Raw genomic sequence first — 22,134 nt, 5'->3', positions numbered from 1 at the left:
GTCTGCTTGGCGAATGAATTCGCCCCCACAGTAAAAAAAGCAGAAGCGGCCCCGCATTCCGCGGGGCCGGGTCCGTCACTGATGTTGCTTGGCGTCCTCGACACCCGCGGTGTTGTTCAGCAGGGCGCCGGTGGCGGTCTGGAGGAAGGCTTCCAGGTACTTCTGCAGGCGCGGGTCGCTGTCGCCGGGGATGCGCTCGACCTTGGCATCGGCGCCAAGCTGGTACTGGTAGAGACGCGCCGGGAAGCCGCGCGGCTGCACCAGGATGCGGTCGTCGCTGACGATGGCCACAGTCTGGTCGCTGCCGGACGGCTTGATCACGCCGATACCCGGATCGTCCGCCGGCAGGTTGAGCAGGTCACGACCCCAGCACTGGTGACGCACTTCGCCGCCCAGGCGGCCCATGATGGTCGGCACGATGTCGATCTGGGTGGCGACGTTGTGGTTGAGACTGCCGAACTTCTCCTGCACGCCGGGGCCGATCAGCAGCAGCGGCACGTTGAAGCGGAACAGGTCCATCTCGGTGAGCTGCTTGTCGCTGCCGAAACCGTGGTCACCCACCAGCACGAACAGGGTGTCCTTGAAGTAGGGCTCCTTGCGCGCCTTCTCGAAGAACTGGCCCAGGGCCCAATCGGCGTAGCGCATGGCGGTCAGGTGCTCGTCGAGGCCGCCGTGGCCGGTGACCCGCTCCACCGGCAGGTCGGTGGGCAGCGCATAGGGCGTGTGGTTGGAGAGGGTCTGCAGCAGGGCGTAGAAGGGCTTGTCGGTGGGCTGTTTGGCCAGTTCCACGGCGCCGCGGTCGAACATGTCCTGGTCGGAAACGCCCCAGGTCTGGTCCATGAACACCGGGTTGACGAAGTCCTCACGGCCGATGAAACGGGTCATGCCCTGGTTGCTGAAGAAGCCGGACTGGTTGTCCCACTGGAAATTGCCGTTGTAGACGTAGAGGTCGTCGAAGTCGCGGGCGCTGAGCAATTGCGGCAGGCCGGAGAACTTGTGCGCGCCCTCGGGGGTACGCATCAGGTACTCGAAGCTGGGCAGGTTGGGGAAGCAGGCCATGGTGGCGAACATCCCCTGGTGGGTGTGGGTGCCGTTGGAGAAGAAGCGATCGAACAGCAGACCCTCCTTGGCCAGCTTGTCGAAGTAGGGGGTGATGCCGTCCTGGTTGCCCATGGCGCCGACATAGCGGCCGGCGAAGCTCTCCATGAGGATCACCACCACATTGCGGATCGGCAGGGTGCCTTCGGCCGGCGGGGTGTAATCGCGACGAATGGCGGCCTTGTCGGTATCCACCAGCTTGTCGTTGGGGGTCAGCAGCATCTCGCGCACGGCGGCCAGGGCCTCATCCTCAGGCAGGGTGGCCTTCCAGGCGTTGTCGCGGTGGGAGGAGAAGCTGTTTTTGGCGGCGTCCACCAGGGTCAGGGTGCCGTTCAGGCCCAGCTGATTGGCGAACATCGACTCGGTGGTGAAGGCATCGCCCCAGCGCAGCGGTGGGCCCTGGCGCAGGTGGCCGCGGGCGGCGACCACGGCCACCACCAGGCAGACCATGAAGATGGCCAGGCGGCCGAACCAGGGGGCGGTGCTGCGCATGGCGGGCGTTTCACTGGCGCGAACGCGCGGACGGCTCGCCAGGTCGAGGCCGCGGAACAGCAGGTAGAGCAGGGCGGTGGCCAGGGCCCAGGCGATCAGGTAGCGGCCCACGGGGAAGCCGTTCCAGATCATGCTGGAGACCGTGCCCAGGTCTTCCTGCAGGTACTGGAACACCAGGCTGTTCAGGCGCTGGTGGAATTCGCGGTAGAAGTCCAGCTCGCTGATGCCGATGAATAGGGTCAGGCTGGCGAAGGCGGTCAGCCACAGGCGGTGCAGGCCACGGGCGGCCATGGCGCGGGCGCTGAGCAGCGAAAGCAGCAGCGGCACACATGCGAATACCACCACGCGCAGGTCGAAGCGCAGGCCGTTGTAGAAGGCTTCGACGAACACCGAGGCCGGACTGTCGCCGATCTGGTCGCTGTTGTACGCAAGCAGCGCGACGCGCAGCAGGCTGTACATGACCATCAGCGCAGCGGCGCTGAGCAGGGTGAAGGTCAGGTGGCTCTTGACGGTGGGGGTGTCCAGGCTGAACGAGGTCTGCCGGGTGGCGATGGGTTCCTTTGCGGTCATGCGATCAAGCATCCATAGGGCTCAAGACGAAAGGCGGGCCCCAGTGGGGTGGGCGGCGCCAGAGGCGATAAGACCGCCTGATGGCACATTGGTTCCAATCGGGACCGCCGAAACCGGGCGGACTTTGACAGACGAAATGTGAAGAAAACGTTGTTTGGGGGAGGAAGACGACGGCAGGGGAGTGATTGTGGGGGGTGAATGACTGTGGGGGCGAATTCATTGGCTAAGCAGATCGCAGGTCTGCCCTGCGGAGCTCGAATGGGGCTGCTGCGCAGCCCTCAGCGAATGAATTCGCCCCCACAAAGGTAGGGCAGGCAGCCTCAGTGCCTGCCTCCGGGCCTCAAGCCAATCCCAACGCTCTGGCCACCCCGGCGCCATAGGCCGGGTCGGCCTTGGTGCAGTTGGCGACATGCCGCTGCTTCACTTCCAGCGGCGCGTCGCCCATGCCGCGCGCGGTGTTCTCGAACAGCAGCTGCTGCTGCGCCGGCGTCATCAGGCGGAACAGGTCGCCGGGCTGTTCGAAGTGGTCCACGTCGACCCGGTGGTCCCAGTTGGCGGCGTCGCCTTCCAGCGGCAGCGGCGGCTCGGCCAGCGCCTGGCTGTCCTCCCAGAGTCCCTGGCTGTTGGGGTAGTGGGCGATGGTGGAGCCAGCATTGCTGTCGGTGCGCATGAAACCGTCGCGGTGGTAGCTGTTGTACGGGCAGCGCGGGGCATTCACCGGAATCAGGTTGAAGTTGACCCCCAGGCGGTAGCGCTGCGCGTCGCCGTAGGAAAAGAGTCGCGCCTGGAGCATCTTGTCCGGCGAGAAACCGATGCCGGGCACCACGTTGGCCGGCGAGAAGGCCGCCTGTTCCACTTCGGCGAAGTGGTTTTCCGGGTTCTTGTTGAGCTCCATCACCCCTACTTCGATCAAGGGGTAGTCGCCATGGCGCCAGACCTTGGTGAGGTCGAAGGGGTTGTGCTTGTGGGTGCGCGCCTGGTCTTCGGTCATCACCTGGATGTAGAGGGTCCAGCGCGGGAAGTCGCCCTTCTCGATGCTGTCGTAGAGGTCACGCAGGTGGCTTTCGCGGTCGCCACCTATCACCTGGGCGGCTTCGCTGTCGCTGAGGTTCTCGATGCCTTGCTGGCTCTTGAAGTGGAACTTGACCCAGACCCGCTCGTTCTTCGCGTTGATCATGCTGAAGGTGTGGCTGCCGAAGCCGTGCATGTGCCGGTAGGTCTTCGGGATGCCGCGGTCGCTCATGACGATGGTGATCTGGTGCAGCGCTTCCGGCAGCAGGGTCCAGAAGTCCCAGTTGTTCGCTGCGCTGCGCAGGCCGGTGCGCGGGTCGCGCTTGACCGCGTGGTTGAGGTCGGGGAAACGCAGCGGGTCGCGGAAGAAGAATACCGGGGTGTTGTTGCCGACTATGTCCCAGTTGCCTTCGTCGGTGTAGAACTTCACCGCGAAGCCACGGATGTCGCGTTCGGCATCGGCCGCGCCGCGTTCGCCGGCGACGGTGGAGAAGCGCAGGAAGAGCGGAGTCTGCTTGCCGACCTTGGCGAAGAGGCTGGCGCGGGTGTAGCGGGTGATGTCGTGGGTGACGGTGAAGGTGCCGTAGGCGCCTGCGCCCTTGGCGTGCATGCGCCGCTCGGGGATCACTTCGCGGTCGAAGTGAGCGAGCTTCTCGATCAGCCAGATGTCCTGCAGCAGAGCCGGGCCACGGGGGCCGGCGGTCTGGATGTTGAGGTTGTCCACCACCGGCGCGCCGGTGGCATTGGTCAGGTTTTTCTTGGTCATCTCAGGCCTCTCCTTGGGTTGCAAAGTGATGCGGCGGACGACTACAGCCCCGGAACAGGACTCGCAACGCGAACGTCCGGAGAAGCTTAGACGAGGCTTCCGGGCCTGACCGGTCAGCCGTCGCCGGCGTCTCAGCCGGGCAACTCGAGGCCGGCCAGTTTCTCCGGATTGCGCACGATGTAGATGTTGCTGACCTGACCCCGCTCGTCATAGGCGAAGGTGACCGAGGCCACCACCTCCCCGGCACTGGCCAGGATCACCCCGCGCCCACCGTTGAGGTCGGCGGGCAGCCAGCGGTAGTCGCCCCAGTAGCCGCGCAGCGAGTCGTAGATGAACGCCAGTACCTCGGCCTTGCCATGGAGAATGTGGCCCAGGGTCGGCACTCTGCCGCCACCGTCGGCGCAGAGTTCCACTTCGTCTGCGAGCAGGGCGGTCAGCCCGGCGGTGGCACCACTGGCGATGGCCGCATGGAAGGCGTCGAGCAGCTGTTCCTGGCGTTCGCGCGGCGGGGCCTGGCGCACCTTGCCCTCGGCCAGGCCGGCGCGGGCGCGGGACACCAGCTTGCGGCAGGCGGCCTCCTGGACGCCGATGGCGCGGGCGACATCGGGGTAGGCCAGGTCGAAGATATCGACGAGCAGGTAGGCCGCGCGTTCCTTGGGGGTGAGCCGTTCCAGCAACAGGAGGAAGGCGGTGGACAGCGAAGAGGAGAGTTCCAGCATCTGTTCCGGCGACTCCGTGGTTTCGCTGTGGATGGGTTCCGGCAGCCAGGTGCCGACGTAGTCCACCCGTGCCCGGTGCGCCAGACGCAACTGGTCGATGCAATGGCGGGTGCAGAGGGTGGTCAGCCAGGCGCGCGGATTGTCCAGGGCGGCGTGATCGCTTTCGCGCCACTTGAGAAAGGTTTCCTGTACCGCGTCCTCGGCATCGCTGCGCGAGCCGAGGATGCGGTAGGCCAGGTTCAGCAGGAAGCGGCGGCTGTCTTCGAAGACGGCCGTTGCAGCGGTTTCTCTCACGTCAGTGCCTCGATATCTGGATGCGGTTCCAGAGGTTGATCATGGCCACGGTGGCGGTCAGCACGCCGATTTCCACATCGCTGAAATGCTCGCGCAATGCCGTGCGCAGGGCAGCATAGTCGGTCCGGCGGTCGAGCTGGGTGAGGGCCTCGGTCCAGGCCAGGGCCGCCTTCTCGCGCGGGGTGAAGTCGCTGCAGTGGTCCCAGACCACCAGGCGGTCCAGGCGCTCGTCGGTCTCGCCGTCTTCCCGCGCTTCACGGGTGTGCATCTTCACGCAGAAGGCGCATTGGTTGAGTTGCGAGGCCCGCAGCTGCACCAGGTGGTGCAGGCTGCGCGGAAGGCCCAGGGCGTCCATGGGGGTGTGCACTTCGCCCATGGCGTTGATGACTTCGGGGATGACCTGCTGATAGTTGACGGGGCTTGCGGGTGTCATGGCGGTGTCCTCGGTTCGGCTTGGAAGGGGTTACACCTTCACGACGAACCAGGGGGCGGGTTTGTGACGTGGCGTCGGAATTTTCAGCGGTGCTTCATTGTGTGAGCGAATTCATTCGCGATCGGTCCCGCTGATGGGTATCGCGGAACGCCGCCCGACCCCTCCTACAGTTTGCGATCGCGGATGGCGGCAGCCTCGCGGGTGACCAGTTCGACGAAGGACAGTGCCAGGGGCGAGCGCTCGCCGCGCCTGCGCACCAGCCAGACGGCGGTGGTCGCGCCGGGGTCCAGCAGGGTGCGGTAGATCACGCCGTCGACCCGGGTGCGGCGGAAGGAGGCGGGCAGCACGGATACCCCCAGCCCCGCCGATACCAGGCCGATGATGGTCATCGCCTCGCTGGCTTCCTGGGCGATGCGCGGGGAGAAGCCCGCCTCGCGGGTGAGCGCGATCAACTGGTCGTAGAGGCCGGTGCCGAAGGTACGCGGGAAGAACACGAAGGGTTCCTCCGCCAGGGCCGCGATCTCCAGCCCTTCCGCGCTGCCTGCGGCCAGCGGGTGATCGGCGCGCAGCACCGCCACCAGCGGCTCGCGGAACAGCTCCACGGCCAGCAGGTTGTCCGGCAGGGCGAGGGGGCGGATCACTCCCACCTGCAACCTGTCTTCCAGCAGCGCCTTGACCGTTTCCGCGCTGCTCATTTCATGCAGCTCCAGGTGCACGTCGGGGTAGGCCTGGCGGAAGGCGTGGATACTGCGGGGAACAGTGGAGGTGAAGGGCGCCGACGAGGTGAAGCCGACCTTCAGTTCGCCCAGCTCGCCACGCTGGGCGCGGCGCGCCAGTTGCACCGCCTTGTCCACCTGGGCCAGCACCTGGCGGGACTCGTCGAGGAACAGGCGACCGGCTTCTGTGAGCTCCACCCGTCTGTTGGTGCGTTCCAGCAGGCGCGCGCCGACTTCTTCCTCCAACGCCTGGATCTGCTGGCTCAAGGGCGGCTGGGAAATGCCCAGTTGCTCGGCTGCCCGGCCGAAGTGCAACTCCTCGGCCACGGCAATGAAATAGCGCAGGTGTCTCAGTTCCATGGGGCTGCCTATTGATAGGTAAAAGGTATCAAATGTGTCGAATAATATATTGGAGATAATATAAACCTCTCTATATTCTTCGTCACATAACCCCAACAACGAATTCCCAGCCCCAGATACAGGCGGCACGGCATCGTTGTGCCTGCTCGCCGCAAACTCTCCGAAGGTGCCCCGTGAGCAAACCCCAGGCAGTACTCAAGACCGAAGACGAACCCGCGTTTAGCGAGGCGGCCCGTGAAGCAGCCGAGCTGCCGGACGCCGCCGCCAATGACCCCGAACTCCCGACCTACATCAGGAAGGGCACGCCGCAGTTCATGCGCACCTCGCTGGCGCTGTTCTCCGGCGGCTTCGCCACCTTCGCCCTGCTGTACTGCATCCAGCCGATGATGCCGGTGCTGTCCAAGGCCTTCTCGATCACTGCCGCCCAGAGCAGCCTGGCGCTCTCGGTGTCCACCGCCATGCTCGCCCTCGGCCTGCTGGTGACCGGGCCGCTGTCCGACGCCATCGGCCGCAAGCCGGTGATGGTGGTGTCGCTGATCGCCGCTGCCCTCTTCACCCTGGCCAGCGCGGCAATGCCGACCTGGGAAGGTGTGCTGGTAATGCGCGCGCTGGTGGGCCTGTCCCTCAGCGGCCTGGCCGCCGTGGCAATGACCTACCTCAGCGAGGAGATCCACCCGCACCACCTGGGCCTGTCCATGGGGCTCTACATAGGCGGCAATGCCATTGGCGGCATGAGTGGCCGGCTGATCAGCGGGGTGATGGTGGACTTCGTTTCCTGGCACGCGGCCCTGGCGCTGATGGGCGGCCTGGCGCTGCTGGCGGGCCTGGTGTTCTGGCGCGTGCTGCCGGAGTCCCGGCACTTCCGCCCGGCGCCTCTCAAGCCCGCCACCTTGGTCGAGGGTTATCGCCTGCACTTCCGGGACGCCGGCCTGCCCTGGCTGTTCCTGATCGGCTTCCTGCTGATGGGCAGCTTCGTCACCCTGTTCAACTACATCGGCTACCGCCTGCTGGCGGGGCCCTACCAGATGAGCCAGGCCCTGGTGGGCGTGCTCTCGGTGGTCTACCTCTCGGGCATCTACAGCTCGGCCTGGGTCGGGTCGCTGGCGGACAAGGTGGGCCGGCGCAAGGTGCTCTGGGCGGCCATCCTGCTGATGCTGGGCGGCCTCGTGCTGACCCTGTTCAACCCCCTGGGCGTGATCCTTGCCGGCATGGCGATCTTCACCTTCGGCTTCTTCGGCGCCCACTCGGTGGCCAGCAGCTGGATCGGCCGCCGCGCCCAGCGCGCGAAGGGCCAGGCCTCGTCCCTCTACCTGTTCAGCTACTACGTGGGTTCGAGCCTGGCCGGAACCCTCGGCGGGCTGTTCTGGCACCTCTACGGCTGGGAAGGCGTCGGCCTGTTCATCGGCTCGCTGCTGGTAGTGGCGGTACTGGTGTCCTTGCACCTGACGCGGTTGCCGGCGCTGCCGGGCAACGCCATCGTCCAGCCGGCGCATTGACCGGTTCACCCAGGGGCCGCCCAGCGGTCCCTGGCTTATGAGCGAGCTTGCTCGCGAAAGGTCGCGCTCGGGCTGTTCGCGAGCAAGCTCGCTCCTACAAATAACGGCGTCTTCCTTCGAGTGCGGAGATTGGCACCGCCCGGGGTGCGACAACACACCTCTCGCGGCGATATCCCCGGCGGGGGGCGGGGCTGGCAGAATAGTCGGCCTACCCACCGGCCAGAGTGGGAGCTTTCCTGCCTTTCATGCGTGCACCCGTTCCGTTTCATTCAGGGGAAGTACAGCATGAGCATCACCTCCGCCGATATTTGCAAGGCCGCCGACACCCTCACGGGTTTCGTCGGCTTCAACCGCAAGCTGGGCAAGTACATCGTGCGCTTCAGCGAAGACTCGTTTGGCATGGATGTGCCGGACGGCAGCATCACCCCGGCCAGCGAGTTCGTCTGGGTCGCGAAAGCCGGACAGGTGATGACCCTCAGCCGCGAGTGCCTGCAGATCCTGCTGGACCAGAACATCAACGACCGACTCAATCTGTGCGACACGCTGCTGGTCTACCTGCGCCGCACCGACCTGCCGGAGATCAGCGCCGAGCGGCTGCGGCTTTGAAGCGGGTAATGTCATGGTGCATCCAGCGTATTGACTAGCGCCGCCTGGGGCCGTCATCCGACCCCAGGTGCTATTCAGGGCAGCCAGCGCAGCCCCATCACCCCTCCCACTATCAACCCCATGCAGGCCAGCCGGCCAATGGAGGCTGAATCCCCCATCCAGAGCACGCCCGCCAGGGCGGTGCCCACGGCGCCTATGCCGGTCCAGGTGGCGTAGGCGGTGCCCACCGGCAATTGGCGCAGGGCCAGGGTGAGCAGGCCCAGGCTGCCGGCAAGCACCAGCAGGGTGCCGGCCAGGATCCAGGGACGCTGCAGGCCGTTGGCGGCCTTCAGGCCGAGGGCGAAGGCCACTTCCAGCAGGCCGGCGGCGACCAGTAGCAGCCAGGAGGTTGTCGGGGTCATCGGGTGCATCTCGTTGAGAGTCGGCAGAAAAAAGCGAGCCCGAAAGGGCTCGCGAGGCGGGGAGGAACTCAGCCGGCGAGCAGCTTGCCGCGTACCAGGCTGACCAGGGTCTTCCAGGTCAGTACGGCCAGGGACAAGGTGAGGAACACCAGGATGACCCAGGCGATCAGTTGCAGCGGCAGGCCACCCTGCGCTTGGGCGTACTTAAGTGCTGCGTTGGCGAGGGCAGCCAGGGGGAAGCTGATCGCCCACCAGGACGGGGCGAAGGGCACGTCGCGGCGGAACACCTTGAAGCCCAGCACCACGGCCAGGAACAGGCCGAAATAGAAGAGCATGGCGGCGAAGCGGTCGATCCCGAACAGGTTGGTGTAGGCCAGGAAACCCACCTCGAAGGGCGCCACCAGGATCATCAGCGACGGGACCATGCCCTTGGCCAGCGGTTCCTGGTGCACCAGCCGCGGGAAGATGCTGGTGAAGAAGATCAGCGCCATGGCCGCGCCCACCGCCATCGCGAAGAGGTTCAGCTCATGGGCCCAGGCCATGGGCATATGGGCGCCGGTGACGGCGATGTCGAGGGTGGCCACTCCCGGAATAAGCCAGGCCGGCACCGCATGCTGCAGGTCCTGTTTGCCCTGGAACAGGCGCGACAGGACCAGGCCACCGAGGACCACCGTCAGCAGGCTACCTACCGTCCACAGCGCTTGGCCCAGCTGCTCGCTGTAGGGCGCGGCAACCACCGACAGCAGCAGGATGGCGATGACGATGGTGCCGAAGAAGTTGCCGGCGATGGGATGGTTGAACTCGTTGAGCACCGCCTGGCGATGGCGTGCCAGCTTGGTCAGGTAGCCCAGGCCGAGTACCACGAACACCAGGGCGGCGAACAGGCCGATGGCTTCGCCGATCAGCGCGCTGACGCCGAAGTGCTGGTGTGCGAGGCGCCAGGCCAGGCCCAGGCCCGCCAGGCCCATGACCGTACCGAACAGGTTGACCGGTAGGTTCTTGATCGAGGTGCTGCTGACGGGCTTGGCCTGGGCTTGTTCGAGCGGGGGGACGAATACGGTGTTCATGGCGGCTTCCGTTGGGCTGGATTTGTCGGTGGAGATAGTTTCTGCCATGCTTGATCTGGCTTAAACAGCCATGTAGCGACGTTTTCCGCCAACCTCTCGACAGTGACGGACACCACCATGCGCATCGCCTTGCTGGCCTTTCCCCGTGTGCAACTGCTGGACATAGTCGGCCCGGCCGATGTCTTCGCCGAAGCGGCGAAGCAATTGGGCAACCCCCGCGCCTACCGGGTGGAGGTGATAGGCACCGAGCCCGGATTGCTCAAGGGCAGCAGCGGCCTGCGCCTGGCGGTGGATTCCACGGTCGAGACGCACAAGGGCAAGCTCGACACCCTGCTGGTGGCGGGCAGCCCCTTCGTCGACGACATCGCCGGCAACCCGGCATTGCAGCAGTGGTTGCGGCAGCAGGCCGGCTCGGTGCGACGGATCGGCTCGGTCTGCACCGGCGCTTTTGCCCTGGCTGCGGCCGGCATGCTGCGCGGACGCCGGGTGACCACCCACTGGAACAGCAGCGTGCGCCTGGCGGAAGAGAACCCCGAGACCCAGGTCGAGGCCGACAGCATCTATGTGAAGGACGGCAACCTCTATACCTCCGCCGGTGTCACCGCGGGCATGGACCTGGCCCTGGCCATGGTCGAGGAGGACCACGGCCGCGAGCTGGCGCTAAGGGTGGCGCGGGAGATGGTGATGTTCTTCAAGCGGCCCGGCGGCCAGTCGCAATTCAGTGCGCACCTGGCGGCGCAGACCGCCGAGCGCTCGGCCATCCGCGCCATCCAGGACCATGTACTGGCGCACCTGAAGGACGACCTCAGCGTGCCGGTCCTGGCCGTCCTGGCCGGGATGAGCGAACGCAATTTCGCGCGGGTGTTCAAGCAGGAGGCTGGCTCCACCCCGGCTGAGTTCGTCGAGCTGGCGCGCATCGACGCTGCCCGGCGCCTGGCCGAGGAGTCGGACATCCCCTTGAAGCGCCTGGCCGACGAAGTGGGCTACGCCAACGTCGACGGCTTTCGCCGGGCGTTCTTCCGCCGCCTGGGGGTGACGCCGAGCGACTACCGGGCACGTTTCAAGGTTGATGGTTGAGCGTGGCGCCCATGCCGATCTGGTTGCCGTCCGGGTCCTGCACGGAGAAGTCGCGCATGCCAAAGTCGCGATCGGCCAGGGGGGTGTAGAAGTCCACCCCCGCCGTCAGCAGCCGCTGATAGAGGCTGTCCATTTCGCCTGCGACGGCGCTCGGGCTCAGACGAAAGGCTGATTACCGAAGCCCCGGGGCAGTCGTTGCTTGCCCGGCAGGCCGGTGAGCTTCTCCTGCCAGGCCGTGCGCCAGTCGTTGGCGGCATGGGCGACCTTGGCCCGGCGTGCCGCCCGCCGCGCAGCGTTGCGCGCCTCCCGACGCGCTTCCTTGAACACCTCGGTGTTGCGGCAGCTGCGGCATTTCACCCGCGCCAGATCGGTGGTGGAGACCAGGTTCTGGCCATGGTGGCCGCAGGCGAGATGTCCGGCGACCTTGTAGTGAGTGACCATCGCAAATCCTCCGGAAACAGAACACCCCGGTTGCCCGCGAGTCAGGCGCCGGGGCTGTGCGTGCGTGACAGGAATTTGGACTTCCGGCCGCCGGCGGGGGTTCGACCCCACCGGCCCAACGGTTCAGTAGAGGCCAGGGATCAACCGTGACGTGCGTGCGCAGTAAGCCTCGTATTCGGCGCCGAACTGCGAGCGCAGCAGGGCCTCCTCCGCACGGATGCGCGCGACCAGCGGCGGCAGTGTCAGCAGTACCAGCAGCAGGCCGACGCCGGAACGAAAGGCCAGGGCCCAGCCCAGGGAGCTGATCATCAGTCCCAGGTAGCTGGGGTGGCGGATCAGGCCGTAGACCCCGTCGGTCACCAGTTGGTGGCCGGGCTGGATAGCGACCAGGCCGCTGAAGCGGTTGCCCAGCACGAACACCGGCCACAGCCGCAGCGCGCCGCCGACGGCGAAGCAGAACACGCCGAACCAGCGCACCCCGTTGCCGCCGAAGGTCCAGAAGTCGAGGCGATCGGTGTAGGCCGGCAGAAAGGCGCTGAGCACCCCGATGATGCCGAAGGCCACCAGCACCCAGCGGTTCTCGCGGTCCTCCCGCACGCCGCTGCTGAGGTTGCCACCGGTAAAGGGCGCCAGGATGGTAAGGGCGAAGAGCACCAGGGTCAGGGCGACCAGCGGCGGGTGCGAAAAGAAGGCGCCGAAGCCGCCCCAGCCGAGGATCGCAAGGCCCAGGTAGGCGAGGGTGCCGGCGAGGGTGGCCAGCATCAGGACGGGCATGGACATGGCGGATCACCTCTGCGATCTGCTCCGACAGACCATTGGACAGCAGGCGGCACGGTGGGTGCAGTGGCTGGCGCTATAACTGGAAGCCTTGGGGGGATTCACGCTGGAGGTGCTGTCATGGGACGCCTCGGAATCCTGACTCTTGCCCTGGCGGCATCAGGCGCCTTGGCCGCCGGCTACGGCGCTACGGGCTCGGCCCCTACAACGAAGAACTCATCCGTCTGCCACACTGCGACGCCCAAACCGCCGTCGATAGTCGGTGGGCGATAGCCCGACCATCTTGTTGAACACCTTGCGAAAGGCGCTGGGGTCCTGGTAGCCCACTTCCCAGGCGATCTGGTCCACCGAGCGGTTGGTGAGCTCCAGCAGTTCGCGGGCCTTGGCGGCGCGCAGTTGCTGGCAGTACTCGGTGGGGCGCAGGCCGGTGGCCAGCTGGAAGCGGCGCAGGAAGGTACGTTCGCCGAGTCCCGCCTGGGCGGCCATGTCCGGCAGGCTGGCATTGCGATTGTCCTGGCGCTGCAGCCAGTGCTGGACCTTGAGCACGGCCTCGTCACCATGGTCGAACCGGGGGACGAAGCGGCGGAAGTACTGCTGGGAGTGGCGGGTGAGGTCGAGTGCCAGGAAGCGCGCGGTGTTGGCGGCTATGGTCGGCCCCAGCAGGCGGTCCACCAGGGCCAGCCCCAGGTCGGTCCAAGCCATCACGCCGCCGGCGGTGATGATGTCGCCGTCGTCCACCACCAGCTTGTCGGCATCCACCTTCACCTCCGGGTAGCGCTCGCCCAGGTCCTTGGCCAGGCTCCAGTGCGTGGTCAGCGGGCGGCCGGCCAGCAGTCCGGTCTGGGCCAGCAGGAAGGCCCCGGCGCACACCGAACCCAGGGTAACGCCTGCCGCATGTTGGAGGCTGAGCCAGTTGGCGAGCGGTTGCAGCACCTCGGCCGGGGGCAGGGGGCCGATGCAGGGCACCGCCACCACAACGGTGGGGCGGCTATCGGCGTCCGGGTGACTGTCGTGGGTGCAGCGGATTTCGCCGTCCTCGCCGGCCGTCCAATGGCGCACGCGCAGTATTGGCAGCTTGGCGTCGGCATGCTCGCCAGCCATGCGATTGGCCACCGCGAACAGGTCGGAGAGGCCGTGGGCCGCTGCGAGCTGGGCACCGGGGTAGAGCAGGAGACCGATCTCCAGCATGGTCTTCATTGTCAGTTTTTCCTGCGAATTTGTCGGTTGCGCCGATACTGATCCGGCGCTGGGAAGTTCACCTTAGGCCCCATGTCTCCACTCCCACAACCCGAGGTGAATAAGATGAGCAAGCAAGCCGTTATCGTCGTCGACATCCAGAACGATTACTTCCCCGGCGGTCTCTGGACCCTGCAAGGCGCCGAGGCCGCTGCCGACAATGCCGCCCAGGTCATCGCCGGCGCACGCGAAGCCGGAGACCTGGTGGTGCATATCCGTCACGAGTTCACCAGCCAGGACGCGCCCTTCTTCCGGCCCGGCTCGGAGGGCGCGCATATCCATCCCAAGGTGCTGAACGCGGCTGGCGAGCCCGTGGTCCTGAAGCATTTCGTCAATTCCTTCCGTGAAACCGAGCTGAAGGAGATCCTCGACCGCAACGGCGTGGAGAAGGTGACCGTGGTCGGCAGCATGAGCCACATGTGCGTCGACGGCGTCACTCGCGCGGCGGCGGACTATGGTTACGAGGTCACCGTTATCCATGATGCTTGCGCCACGCGGGACCTGGAGTTCAACGGCAGGACCATCCCCGCCGAGCAGGTCCATGCTGCCTTCATGTCCGCCCTGGCCTTCGCCTACGCCAAGGTGGTTTCCACTGGTGAATACCTCGAGCAGCAGGGGCGTTGACCCCGCCGCAGATGTAGTCGAGTGCGATCGATAATCTTCTCGACCTACGGGCCCCTGGCAAGGGGCCCGACTCCGAAGAAATGCGCAAGATGGGCGGCACGAGACGGCACGCAGATCTACTGCCCGCAAGGAACAGTTCAGCGCCGACCCGCTGGCGTTCATCCGTTCGTCGTGGTTGAGCGAAGCGAAGCCCAGCGCGGGCAACTGGCCCGCCACTTTTCCGGAAGCCTCGGTGTCCAGGTCGCCCTGGCCTATGCTGGAATTTAGCTCATCACTTTGTCCCCTGGAGTCCCCATGAACGACCGACCCCTTCCGCCAGAGTACCTGGAGTTCGCCGAAGAACTGGCCGATGCGGCTGCCAGGGTCACCCTGACCTACTTTCGCCTGCCGCTGGAGGTGGAGAACAAGGAGGCGGAGCGCTTCGACCCCGTGACCCTGGCGGACAAGGGTGCCGAGCGCGCCATGCGCGCACTGATCGGCGAGCGCTTTCCCGGCCACGGCGTCCTCGGCGAAGAAGAGGAAAACATCGCGGGGGAAGAACCCTGGACCTGGGTACTGGACCCGGTGGATGGCACGCGCTCCTTTATCAGCGGCATCCCGCTCTGGGGCACCCTGATCGCCCTCAACGACGGCAGCCGCCCGGCACTGGGTGTGATGGACCAGCCCTTCACCCGCGAGCGCTTCATCGGCGATGGGGAAACTGCTTCACTCAATGGCCGGCCGATCCAGACCCGTGCCTGCGGCAAGCTGGCCGAGGCCACCCTGATGGTCACCAGCCCCGAGCACTTCCAGCAGCGGCCCTACCGCGACATCTTCCAGCGCCTGGCCGGCGAGGCGCGGCTGGTGCGTTACAGCGGCGATTGCTATGCCTACTGCATGCTGGCGCTGGGGCTGGTGGATGTGGTGCTGGACCCGGGTCTCAAGCCCTACGACATCCAGGCGCTGATGCCGATCATCCAGGGCGCCGGCGGGGTGGTCAGCCGCTGGGATGGCGGGGACGCGCAGAACGGCGGCGACATCATCGCCTGCGGCGATCCGCGCCTGCATGCGCAGCTCCTCGACATGCTGCGGGGCCCGGCGAGCCCGGCCTGATAGAGGTCGATTCCGGGTTTCCCGGCCAAGCGCATGATTGCCAAACCCATTCCGGCGGAAAAATTTCCGCCGGGAAAATAAACCTGTACATCCCGGCCGAACCGCGTATAGTCGCGCCACTGTTCTGCAATTGTCTCTGCGATACTTGGCTCGATGTTCTGATTGATATTCTTTCATCTCCTCGATTCGTTACAGCTTTCGCAACTCAGTAATTCCCTGAATTAATTCAGGATTATTTTGTTTTATCTTGGAGATATGAAATGTCCAATCGTCAATCCGGCACCGTCAAGTGGTTCAACGATGAAAAAGGCTTCGGCTTCATCACCCCGGCAGAAGGCGCTGATCTGTTCGTTCACTACCGTTCGATCGAAAGCACCGGCTTCAAGAGCCTGAGCGAAGGCCAGCAAGTGACTTTCGAAGTCGTTCGCGGCCAGAAAGGTCTGCAAGCGGATAAAGTCCAGGTAGTCTGAGACTTGATTCGATAAAAAAAGCCCCGCCTAGCGGGGCTTTTTTATTTTCAGCAATGAAAACTTCGAAAGTTCCGTTCAATTGATCGTTTTCACGGAATATTTCGTTGTTCATCGCCCCCTGGCGTTGTCGATATTTCATCAATGAATATCCAGCGCAGCTCTCCTGGCGGCATCGCCCATACATCTGGAGAGTTCTGCATGTCGGGCTATCAGGTCAAGTATCAGGATATATCGGTGGGGGATATGGATTTTCATATCCGCTCGCTGCTCGATCTTCAGCAATTTCACGACCCCGAACTGGTGGCGGAACGCCTGGGAATCTCACCCGAGACCTGGCCATTGTTCGGGCAGGTCTGGCCGTCGAGCCAGGTGCTGGCGCAGGCCATGCTGACGATGGATCTCGACGGGAAACGCGTGCTAGAACTGGGCGCCGGACTGGCGCTGGCGAGCCTGGTCGTGCATCGGCGAGGTGGCGACATCACCGCCAGCGACTATCACCCGTTGAGCCCCGAGTTCCTCGATGAAAACCTGCGGTTGAACGACCTCGGTCCGCTCAAGTACCTGTCTGCCGACTGGGGCGTTCTCAATGACGACCTGGGCCTGTTCGACCTGATCATCGGCAGCGACCTCATCTACGAGTACGGCCAGCCGGCAGTCCTCGCTGCCTTCATCGACCGCCATTCCGCCGACCAGGTGGATGTGTTCATCGTCGACCCCAACCGGCCCAACCGCGCTTCATTCTGCCGCGAAATGGCTGAACTGGAGTACGAGGGGAGCAGGACCCGCGCGGATTGCATCCTGGGAAATGGCGAGGCGTTCAAGGGCTCACTGCTGCATTTCCAGCGCGATGATGGGCAGTTCAATCAATAGGTAAGCCGGCTCGGTTGCCTGGAAATTCAGCAGGCGCCCGAGCTGAAGACTGGGGCGTCGTTCTCGTCGATCCGCACCAGCTTGGCGAGTGCGTCCTCGGCTGCTGCCACGGCCTCCGACAGCCGCGGAAAATGATGCTCGCCATAGACCAGATGGAAACCGACCTGCGCTTCCGCAGCATGTGACCGCACCGCCACGAAGGCCAGGGCGTGGTCACCATTCATGCACGCTTCGCTCCAGGCGATGTGTCCCGGGAAAATGCGTTGTTTCATGGCGACCTCCGACGTGGGCGGGTTCGCGCTCAGGCTGTCGCTCCACTATCCCCCCGATTGGCCGGCTCTTTCGATGAAACCGACCAAAGGCGCCGCTTCTCGCAACCATTCGCAGCGTTCTCGTGAGGGCTATCTACACTGGCGAAGGTCATCGACCTGATCGAGAACCGTGCCATGAGCTATCCCCGAGAGGGCACCGGCTTGCTGCTGGTGGACCCGTACAACGATTTCCTCAGCGAAGGCGGCAAGCTCAACGGGCTGGCCAAGCCCGTGGCGGAAGCCGTCGGCACCCTGGACAACCTGCGCAAGGTGCTGGCGGCCGTGCGCAAGGCGGGTATTCAGGTCTTCTACGTGCCCCACCACCGGGCGCGGCCAAACGACTTCAAGACCTGGAAGCACCCCAGCCCCTACCAGCTGGGTGCCAGCCGCGCCCAGGTGTTCGCCGCGGGCAGCTGGGGTGGGGAATGGCACGCGGATTTCCAGCCGACGGAGCAGGACGTAATGGTCCAGGAGCACTGGGGCGCCAGTGGCTTCGCCAATACGGACCTCGACTACCAGCTCAAGCAGCATGGGGTGCAGCGGGTGATCCTGGTCGGGATGCTGGCCAATACCTGCATCGAGTCCACCGGCCGCTTTGCCGCGGAGCTGGGTTACCACGTGACCCTGGTGACCGATGCCACGGCGGCGTTCTCGCCGGAAGCCATGCGCGCCGCCCATGAACTGAACGGCCCGACCTATGCCCATGTCATCGTCACCACCGACGAGTTGTTGGCGGCAATCGGTTCATAGCGCACGGTTGGAGTGCGTAGGGTGAAAATCCACGATGTGGATTTCCACCATCGAGGCTCCCTTCAACCCGCTTGCCGCCGGGAAATCAAGAGCTGGTGGATCGATGAAGCGTGATCCACCCTACAGCTTGCATCTTGGCCTTGGAGCGGGGTAACGCCCCTCTCCCCAGCCCTCTCCCTGAAGGGAGAGGGGGCAGTCCGCAGGATGGGGGCGATCACTCCGCCGACTTTGCGCTCAATAAACATCCCGCACATAACGCTTGTCCCGCGCCATGGCGCTGACATAGGCCTCGGCATCGCCGGCGCTGAGGCCTCCGTGTTCGCGCACCACCGTCTTGAGAGCGGCGTCCACGTCCTTGGCCATGCGGCTGGCATCGCCGCAGACATAGAAGTGCGCGCCGTCCTGCAGCCAGCGCCAGAGCTCGGCACCCTGTTCGAGCATGCGTTGCTGTACGTAGACCTTCTCCGCCTGGTCGCGGGAAAAAGCGGTGTCCAGGCGGTGCAAGTGGCCGTCGGCCAGCCAGGTTTCCAGCTCCTCGCGATAGTAGAAGTCCGACGCTTGCCGTTGCTCGCCGAAGAAGAGCCAGTTGCGGCCCTTGGCGCCCGATGCCTGGCGTTCCTGGAGGAAGGCGCGGAAGGGGGCGATGCCGGTACCGGGGCCGACCATGATCATCGGCCGCGCCGGGTCCTTCGGCGTGCGGAAGTGGGCGGACTTCTGGATGAAGATGGGGACTTCGCCCTGCTCGGCGCGGTCGGCCAGGAAGGCCGAGCAGACGCCGCCGCGGGCGCGGTCTTCGCAGCCGTAGCGGACAGTGGATACGGTCAGATGCACCTCGTCCGGGGTGGCCAGGGGGCTGGAGGCAATGGAGTAGAGGCGCGGCTGCAGGCGTTTGAGCAGGGCCAGCAGTTCCGCCGCGCTGGCCTGGATGGGGAAGGCACGCAGCAGGTCGGGCAGTTGCTTGGCCCAGAGCCAGTCGGCCAGCTCGGCCTTGCTCGCCGGTTCGAGCAGGCGCGCCAGTTCCGGGCTGCGCGAACGTTCGGCGATGAATCGCAGCAGTTCCGGAGTGACCTTGGCGATTTCGAAATGCCGTCCCAGGGCGCTGGCCAGCGGCATGCTGCCCTGGTCCTTGACCTCGACCGGCTGGCCGCCATCCAGGCCCAGGGCCGCGACGACCTCGTCCACCAGGCCCGGGCAGTTGCTCGGCCAGACGCCCAGGGCGTCGCCGGCCTGGTAGGTCAGGCCGCTGCCCTTGAGATCCAGGACGATCTGCCGGGTTTCCTTGTCGGAGCCCGCTGCATTGAGCACGCGGTTCTGCAACAGACGGCTGCGCAGCGGTTGCTGGCGGCTGTAGGCGGGCGTCGGTTCGTCCGCGACCTCGGCTTCCACCCCGGCCAGCTCCGCCACCGGCTGCGGGGCAGTAGCGCCGGTCAGGGCGTTGCGCACGGCGGCGAGCCAGGCGCGTGCCGGCTCTTCATACTCCGGCTCGCAGTCCACCCGTGGTGCCAGACGTCGCGCGCCCAGGGCTTCCAGGCGGGCGTCGAGCCTGCGGCCGAAACCGCAGAACTGATCGTAGTTGGAGTCACCCATGGCCAGCACGGCAAACTCCAGGCCGGCGAGCGAGGGAGCGCCGTCACCTTCCAGGGCGTTCCAGAGGCTGGCGCCATTGTCGGACGGGTCGCCGTCGCCGAAGGTGCTGGCGATCAGCAGGGCGGTGCCGGCACCGGCCAGTTCAGCGGGCTGGATGGCGTCCATGGAGCGCACCACGGCGGGACGACCGTCAGCCTTGAGCTGTTCGGCACAGAGGCTGGCGAAGCTTTCCGCGTTGCCAGTCTGCGAGCACCAGAGCACCAGTAGCGGCTTCTCTGGTGTTGGTGCCGGTACCGGAGCGACCTGTACGTCCCAGCTGCGGGAAAACAGGCCGGCCAGCAGACCGTCCAGCAGCAGGCGGGTGTCCGCGGCCAGAGGCGCACTGGACGGCAAGGTGGGTACGCCACCCTGCTTGCGGCTTTCCACGCTGCGCAGGCCAAGCAGGTAGCCCTGCAGGTAGCGTTGCTCGGCGGGTGCCAGGCAGAACTCGGTGCCGGGGTCCAGGTTCAGCAGGCGGGCGAAGGTGTTGATCGGCATGTCGGCGAGTTCCTCCGGAAAACCGGCCACGGCATTGGCCGGGACCGGCTCGACTTCTACCAAGGGGATGAGCTGGGGGCTGGCCGGAACGGGCGCCAGGGCGACGGCGCTGTACTTGAATTCCGGCTGCAGCGAAATGGGATCGATGGCGTCGCTGGTCACGGCGTTGATCGCCAGGTCGTCGCCATACAGGTCATTCCAGTGGAAGGGCGCGAAGCAGTTGCCCGGCCGCACGCGGTCGGTGACCACGGCCGGCAGCACAGCGCGGCCGCGCCGGGAGCGCACTTCCACCTGGCCCTTGTCGAGGATGCCGAGGCGGCTCGCATCGATCGGGTGCAGTTCGAGGAAGGGGCCCGGGTTGAGCTTGTTCAGCGTGGCGACCTTGCCGGTCTTGGTCAGGGTGTGCCACTGGTGCTGTACCCGACCGGTGTTGAGCACCAGGGGGAAGGCGTCGTCCGGCAATTCCGCCGGGTCCATGTGCGGACGGGCGAAGAACACGCCCTTGCCGTGCGCGGTGGCGAAGGCGATGGCCGGGCGGGTGCCGTCGGCATCGAGCTTCGGCGCCTGGCTGACGCCGTCGTTGAGGTAGCGAATGGGATTGCGGGCGTTGCTCTCGGCGCCCGGCGCGCAGGGCCATTGCAGCGGGCCCTGGCGCAGCAGTTCATGGCTGGCGCCGCGGATGTCGTAGCCGGTCGCCGGATTCCAGGCCAGCTTGATCTCTTCGAACACCTCGGCAGCCGAGGCGTAGTCGAAGGCCTCGGCATAGCCCATCGCGCAAGCGACGCGAGCAATGATCTGCCAGTCCGGCAGGCTGTCGCCGGGCGCGTCCACCGCTTTCTGGGTCAGGGTCAGGTTGCGTTCGGAGTTGATCATCACGCCTTCGGCTTCGGCCCAGAGGGCGCCAGGCAGGAGGATGTCGGCGTAGCCATTGGTCTCGGTATCGAGGAAAGCGTCCTGGGTGATCACCAGTTCGGCGGCCTGCAGGCCCTCGATCGCCTGGCGGCGGTTCGGCACAGTCGCTACCGGATTGGTGCAGATGATCCAGCAGGCCTTGATGCTGCCCTTGGCCATGTCTTCGAACATGGCCACCGTGCCGTTGCCGCCGTCCTGGCGCAGGCTGCCGTGGGGCAGCTGCCACATGGCTTCGATGAAGCGTCGGTCGGCCTCCACCAGCAACGAACGCTGGCCGGGCAGGCCGGGCCCCATGTAGCCCATCTCGCGACCACCCATGGCGTTGGGCTGGCCGGTGAGGGAGAAGGGGCCGCTGCCGGGGCGGCAGATGGCGCCGGTGGCCAGGTGCAGGTTGCACAGGGCGTTGGTGTTCCAGGTGCCGTGGGTGCTCTGGTTCAGGCCCATGGTCCAGCAGCTCATCCATCCCGGCGCCTCGCCTATCCACTGGGCGGCCTTGCGGATGTCCGCCACGGCCAGGCCGGTGATGGCGGCGACGCGCTCCGGGCCGTAGTCCTCGAGGAAATCCTCCATGGCCTCCCAGCCCTGGGTATGGGCCGCGATGAAGGCCGGGTCGGTGTGGCCATTCTTGTGCAGCAGGTGCAGCAGGCCGTTGAGCAGGGCCAGGTCGGTACCCGGCTTGATCGGCAGGTAGAGGCTGGCCTTGTCGGCGGTGGCGGTTCGGCGCGGGTCGACCACGATCAGCTTCGCCCCGGCCTTGACCCTGTCCATCATGCGCAGGAAGAGGATCGGGTGGCAGTCGGCCATGTTGGCGCCGGTCACCAGGAACAGGTCGGCACGGTCGAAGTCCTGGTAGGAGCCGGGCGGGCCGTCGGAGCCGAGGGAGAGCTTGTAGCCGCTGCCGGCACTGGCCATGCACAGGCGCGAGTTGGATTCGATATGGCGGGTGCGGATGAATCCCTTGGCCAGCTTGTTGGCCAGGTACTGGGCTTCCAGGGACATCTGCCCGGACACATAGAAGGAAATGGCGTCGGGGCCGTGGGTCTCGAGCAGCGCGCGCAAGCGGCTGGCGGTGTCGCGGATGGCCTCGTCGATCCCGGTGCGCACCGGGTCGCGACTGCGCTCGTGGCGCAGGTAGGCGTGTTCCATGCGTCCGGAGTCGGCGATGGCCTGGGCACAGGTATTGCCCTTGGTGCAGAGGCGACCGGAGTTGGTGGGGTGGGCCTTGTCGCCGGTCACCTTCACCACGCGGTTGTCCGCCACTTCCATGACGATGCCACAGCCGACACCGCAATAAGGACACACGCTTCGAACAGTCTTATTGGCCATATCCAACACCCTGGAGCGGAAACGAAAAAGCGCCATGCCACCCACCGTCGGAACGGGGGAGACACGGCGCCTTTGTCGTGGGGTAGGGCAATCGG

The 22,134-nt window shown here is 65.7% G+C and carries 21 protein-coding genes; 8 read left to right on the top strand and 13 right to left on the bottom strand.

Annotated features, from left to right (window positions below):
* Positions 1-75: 75 nt before the first annotated feature.
* The 5 genes from E8F12_RS27095 to E8F12_RS27075 all read right to left on the bottom strand — a co-directional run bounded on the left by E8F12_RS27095 (position 76) and on the right by E8F12_RS27075 (position 6,459).
* The gene (locus E8F12_RS27095) at positions 76-2,160 is read right to left on the bottom strand and encodes an LTA synthase family protein (RefSeq protein WP_280328302.1); all 2,085 of its coding nucleotides are present in this window, start codon (positions 2,158-2,160) and stop codon (positions 76-78) included.
* Between the two features lie 340 nt (positions 2,161-2,500).
* The gene (locus tag E8F12_RS27090; protein WP_280328301.1) at positions 2,501-3,937 is read right to left on the bottom strand and encodes a catalase; all 1,437 of its coding nucleotides are present in this window, start codon (positions 3,935-3,937) and stop codon (positions 2,501-2,503) included.
* A 131-nt stretch (positions 3,938-4,068) separates the two neighbouring features.
* Positions 4,069-4,950, bottom strand: coding sequence for an RNA polymerase sigma factor SigJ (gene sigJ / locus E8F12_RS27085; protein ID WP_280328300.1), 882 nt, complete (start codon positions 4,948-4,950; stop codon positions 4,069-4,071).
* Position 4,951: 1 nt separating this feature from the next.
* Positions 4,952-5,383 (bottom strand): carboxymuconolactone decarboxylase family protein, encoded by a 432-nt coding sequence (locus E8F12_RS27080; RefSeq protein ID WP_280328299.1) that lies wholly within the window; start codon positions 5,381-5,383, stop codon positions 4,952-4,954.
* A 164-nt stretch (positions 5,384-5,547) separates the two neighbouring features.
* Positions 5,548-6,459 (bottom strand): LysR family transcriptional regulator, encoded by a 912-nt coding sequence (locus tag E8F12_RS27075; RefSeq protein ID WP_280328298.1) that lies wholly within the window; start codon positions 6,457-6,459, stop codon positions 5,548-5,550.
* Between the two features lie 173 nt (positions 6,460-6,632).
* On the opposite strand from E8F12_RS27075, the gene E8F12_RS27070 reads away from it, so the two are divergent.
* Together E8F12_RS27070 and E8F12_RS27065 are read left to right on the top strand one after the other, a co-directional pair.
* Positions 6,633-7,955: an MFS transporter gene (locus tag E8F12_RS27070; protein ID WP_280328297.1), complete on the top strand. Its 1,323-nt coding sequence runs from the start codon at positions 6,633-6,635 to the stop codon at positions 7,953-7,955.
* A 285-nt stretch (positions 7,956-8,240) separates the two neighbouring features.
* On the top strand, positions 8,241-8,561 hold the full coding sequence (locus E8F12_RS27065) for a DUF2025 family protein (RefSeq protein ID WP_280328296.1): 321 nt from the start codon (positions 8,241-8,243) through the stop codon (positions 8,559-8,561).
* A gap of 74 nt (positions 8,562-8,635) precedes the next feature.
* On the opposite strand, the gene E8F12_RS27060 is transcribed toward E8F12_RS27065, so the two are convergent.
* Together E8F12_RS27060 and E8F12_RS27055 are read right to left on the bottom strand one after the other, a co-directional pair.
* Positions 8,636-8,962 (bottom strand): multidrug efflux SMR transporter, encoded by a 327-nt coding sequence (locus E8F12_RS27060; RefSeq protein ID WP_280328295.1) that lies wholly within the window; start codon positions 8,960-8,962, stop codon positions 8,636-8,638.
* A 68-nt stretch (positions 8,963-9,030) separates the two neighbouring features.
* Positions 9,031-10,029 (bottom strand): SLAC1 anion channel family protein, encoded by a 999-nt coding sequence (locus tag E8F12_RS27055; RefSeq protein WP_280328294.1) that lies wholly within the window; start codon positions 10,027-10,029, stop codon positions 9,031-9,033.
* Positions 10,030-10,146: 117 nt separating this feature from the next.
* Here E8F12_RS27055 and E8F12_RS27050 point away from each other — a divergent pair, with 117 nt between their 5' ends.
* Positions 10,147-11,106, top strand: a complete 960-nt coding sequence (locus E8F12_RS27050; protein WP_280328293.1) for a DJ-1/PfpI family protein — start codon at positions 10,147-10,149, stop codon at positions 11,104-11,106.
* Here E8F12_RS27050 and E8F12_RS27045 read toward each other — a convergent pair.
* The 4 genes from E8F12_RS27045 to E8F12_RS27030 form a co-directional block, all read right to left on the bottom strand.
* Entirely contained in the window at positions 11,090-11,239 is a 150-nt protein-coding gene (locus E8F12_RS27045; RefSeq protein ID WP_280328292.1) for a VOC family protein, read from the bottom strand. The two genes, E8F12_RS27050 and E8F12_RS27045, sit on opposite strands and share 17 nt — an antisense overlap.
* Positions 11,240-11,262: 23 nt before the next feature.
* Positions 11,263-11,547 (bottom strand): hypothetical protein, encoded by a 285-nt coding sequence (locus E8F12_RS27040; RefSeq protein WP_280328291.1) that lies wholly within the window; start codon positions 11,545-11,547, stop codon positions 11,263-11,265.
* A gap of 123 nt (positions 11,548-11,670) precedes the next feature.
* Complete coding sequence (locus E8F12_RS27035; RefSeq protein ID WP_280328290.1) at positions 11,671-12,327, bottom strand: isoprenylcysteine carboxylmethyltransferase family protein; 657 nt, start codon at positions 12,325-12,327, stop codon at positions 11,671-11,673.
* A 213-nt stretch (positions 12,328-12,540) separates the two neighbouring features.
* Positions 12,541-13,521 (bottom strand): GlxA family transcriptional regulator, encoded by a 981-nt coding sequence (locus tag E8F12_RS27030; protein ID WP_280328289.1) that lies wholly within the window; start codon positions 13,519-13,521, stop codon positions 12,541-12,543.
* Between the two features lie 105 nt (positions 13,522-13,626).
* Here E8F12_RS27030 and E8F12_RS27025 point away from each other — a divergent pair, with 105 nt between their 5' ends.
* The 4 genes from E8F12_RS27025 to E8F12_RS27010 all read left to right on the top strand — a co-directional run bounded on the left by E8F12_RS27025 (position 13,627) and on the right by E8F12_RS27010 (position 16,616).
* The gene (locus E8F12_RS27025; RefSeq protein WP_280328288.1) at positions 13,627-14,184 is read left to right on the top strand and encodes a cysteine hydrolase family protein; all 558 of its coding nucleotides are present in this window, start codon (positions 13,627-13,629) and stop codon (positions 14,182-14,184) included.
* Between the two features lie 294 nt (positions 14,185-14,478).
* On the top strand, positions 14,479-15,276 hold the full coding sequence (gene hisN, locus E8F12_RS27020; protein ID WP_280328287.1) for a histidinol-phosphatase: 798 nt from the start codon (positions 14,479-14,481) through the stop codon (positions 15,274-15,276).
* Positions 15,277-15,536: 260 nt separating this feature from the next.
* Positions 15,537-15,746: a cold-shock protein gene (locus E8F12_RS27015; protein ID WP_028626465.1), complete on the top strand. Its 210-nt coding sequence runs from the start codon at positions 15,537-15,539 to the stop codon at positions 15,744-15,746.
* 141 nt (positions 15,747-15,887) lie between these two features.
* Positions 15,888-16,616 carry an SAM-dependent methyltransferase gene (locus E8F12_RS27010; RefSeq protein ID WP_280328286.1) on the top strand — a complete coding sequence of 243 codons (729 nt, stop codon included), beginning with the start codon at positions 15,888-15,890 and terminating at the stop codon, positions 16,614-16,616.
* 26 nt (positions 16,617-16,642) lie between these two features.
* On the opposite strand, the gene E8F12_RS27005 is transcribed toward E8F12_RS27010, so the two are convergent.
* Complete coding sequence (locus tag E8F12_RS27005; RefSeq protein WP_280328285.1) at positions 16,643-16,888, bottom strand: hypothetical protein; 246 nt, start codon at positions 16,886-16,888, stop codon at positions 16,643-16,645.
* A 174-nt stretch (positions 16,889-17,062) separates the two neighbouring features.
* Between E8F12_RS27005 and E8F12_RS27000 the strand changes: the two genes are divergently transcribed.
* Positions 17,063-17,677: an isochorismatase family cysteine hydrolase gene (locus E8F12_RS27000; RefSeq protein ID WP_280328284.1), complete on the top strand. Its 615-nt coding sequence runs from the start codon at positions 17,063-17,065 to the stop codon at positions 17,675-17,677.
* Positions 17,678-17,911: 234 nt separating this feature from the next.
* On the opposite strand, the gene E8F12_RS26995 is transcribed toward E8F12_RS27000, so the two are convergent.
* Positions 17,912-22,039, bottom strand: a complete 4,128-nt coding sequence (locus E8F12_RS26995) for a sulfite reductase subunit alpha (protein WP_280328283.1) — start codon at positions 22,037-22,039, stop codon at positions 17,912-17,914.
* Positions 22,040-22,134 lie beyond the last annotated feature (95 nt).

The organism is Pseudomonas sp. BN102 (assembly GCF_029871245.1).
Taxonomy (GTDB): domain Bacteria; phylum Pseudomonadota; class Gammaproteobacteria; order Pseudomonadales; family Pseudomonadaceae; genus Metapseudomonas.
This window is presented reverse-complemented; position numbering and strand designations above follow the sequence as displayed.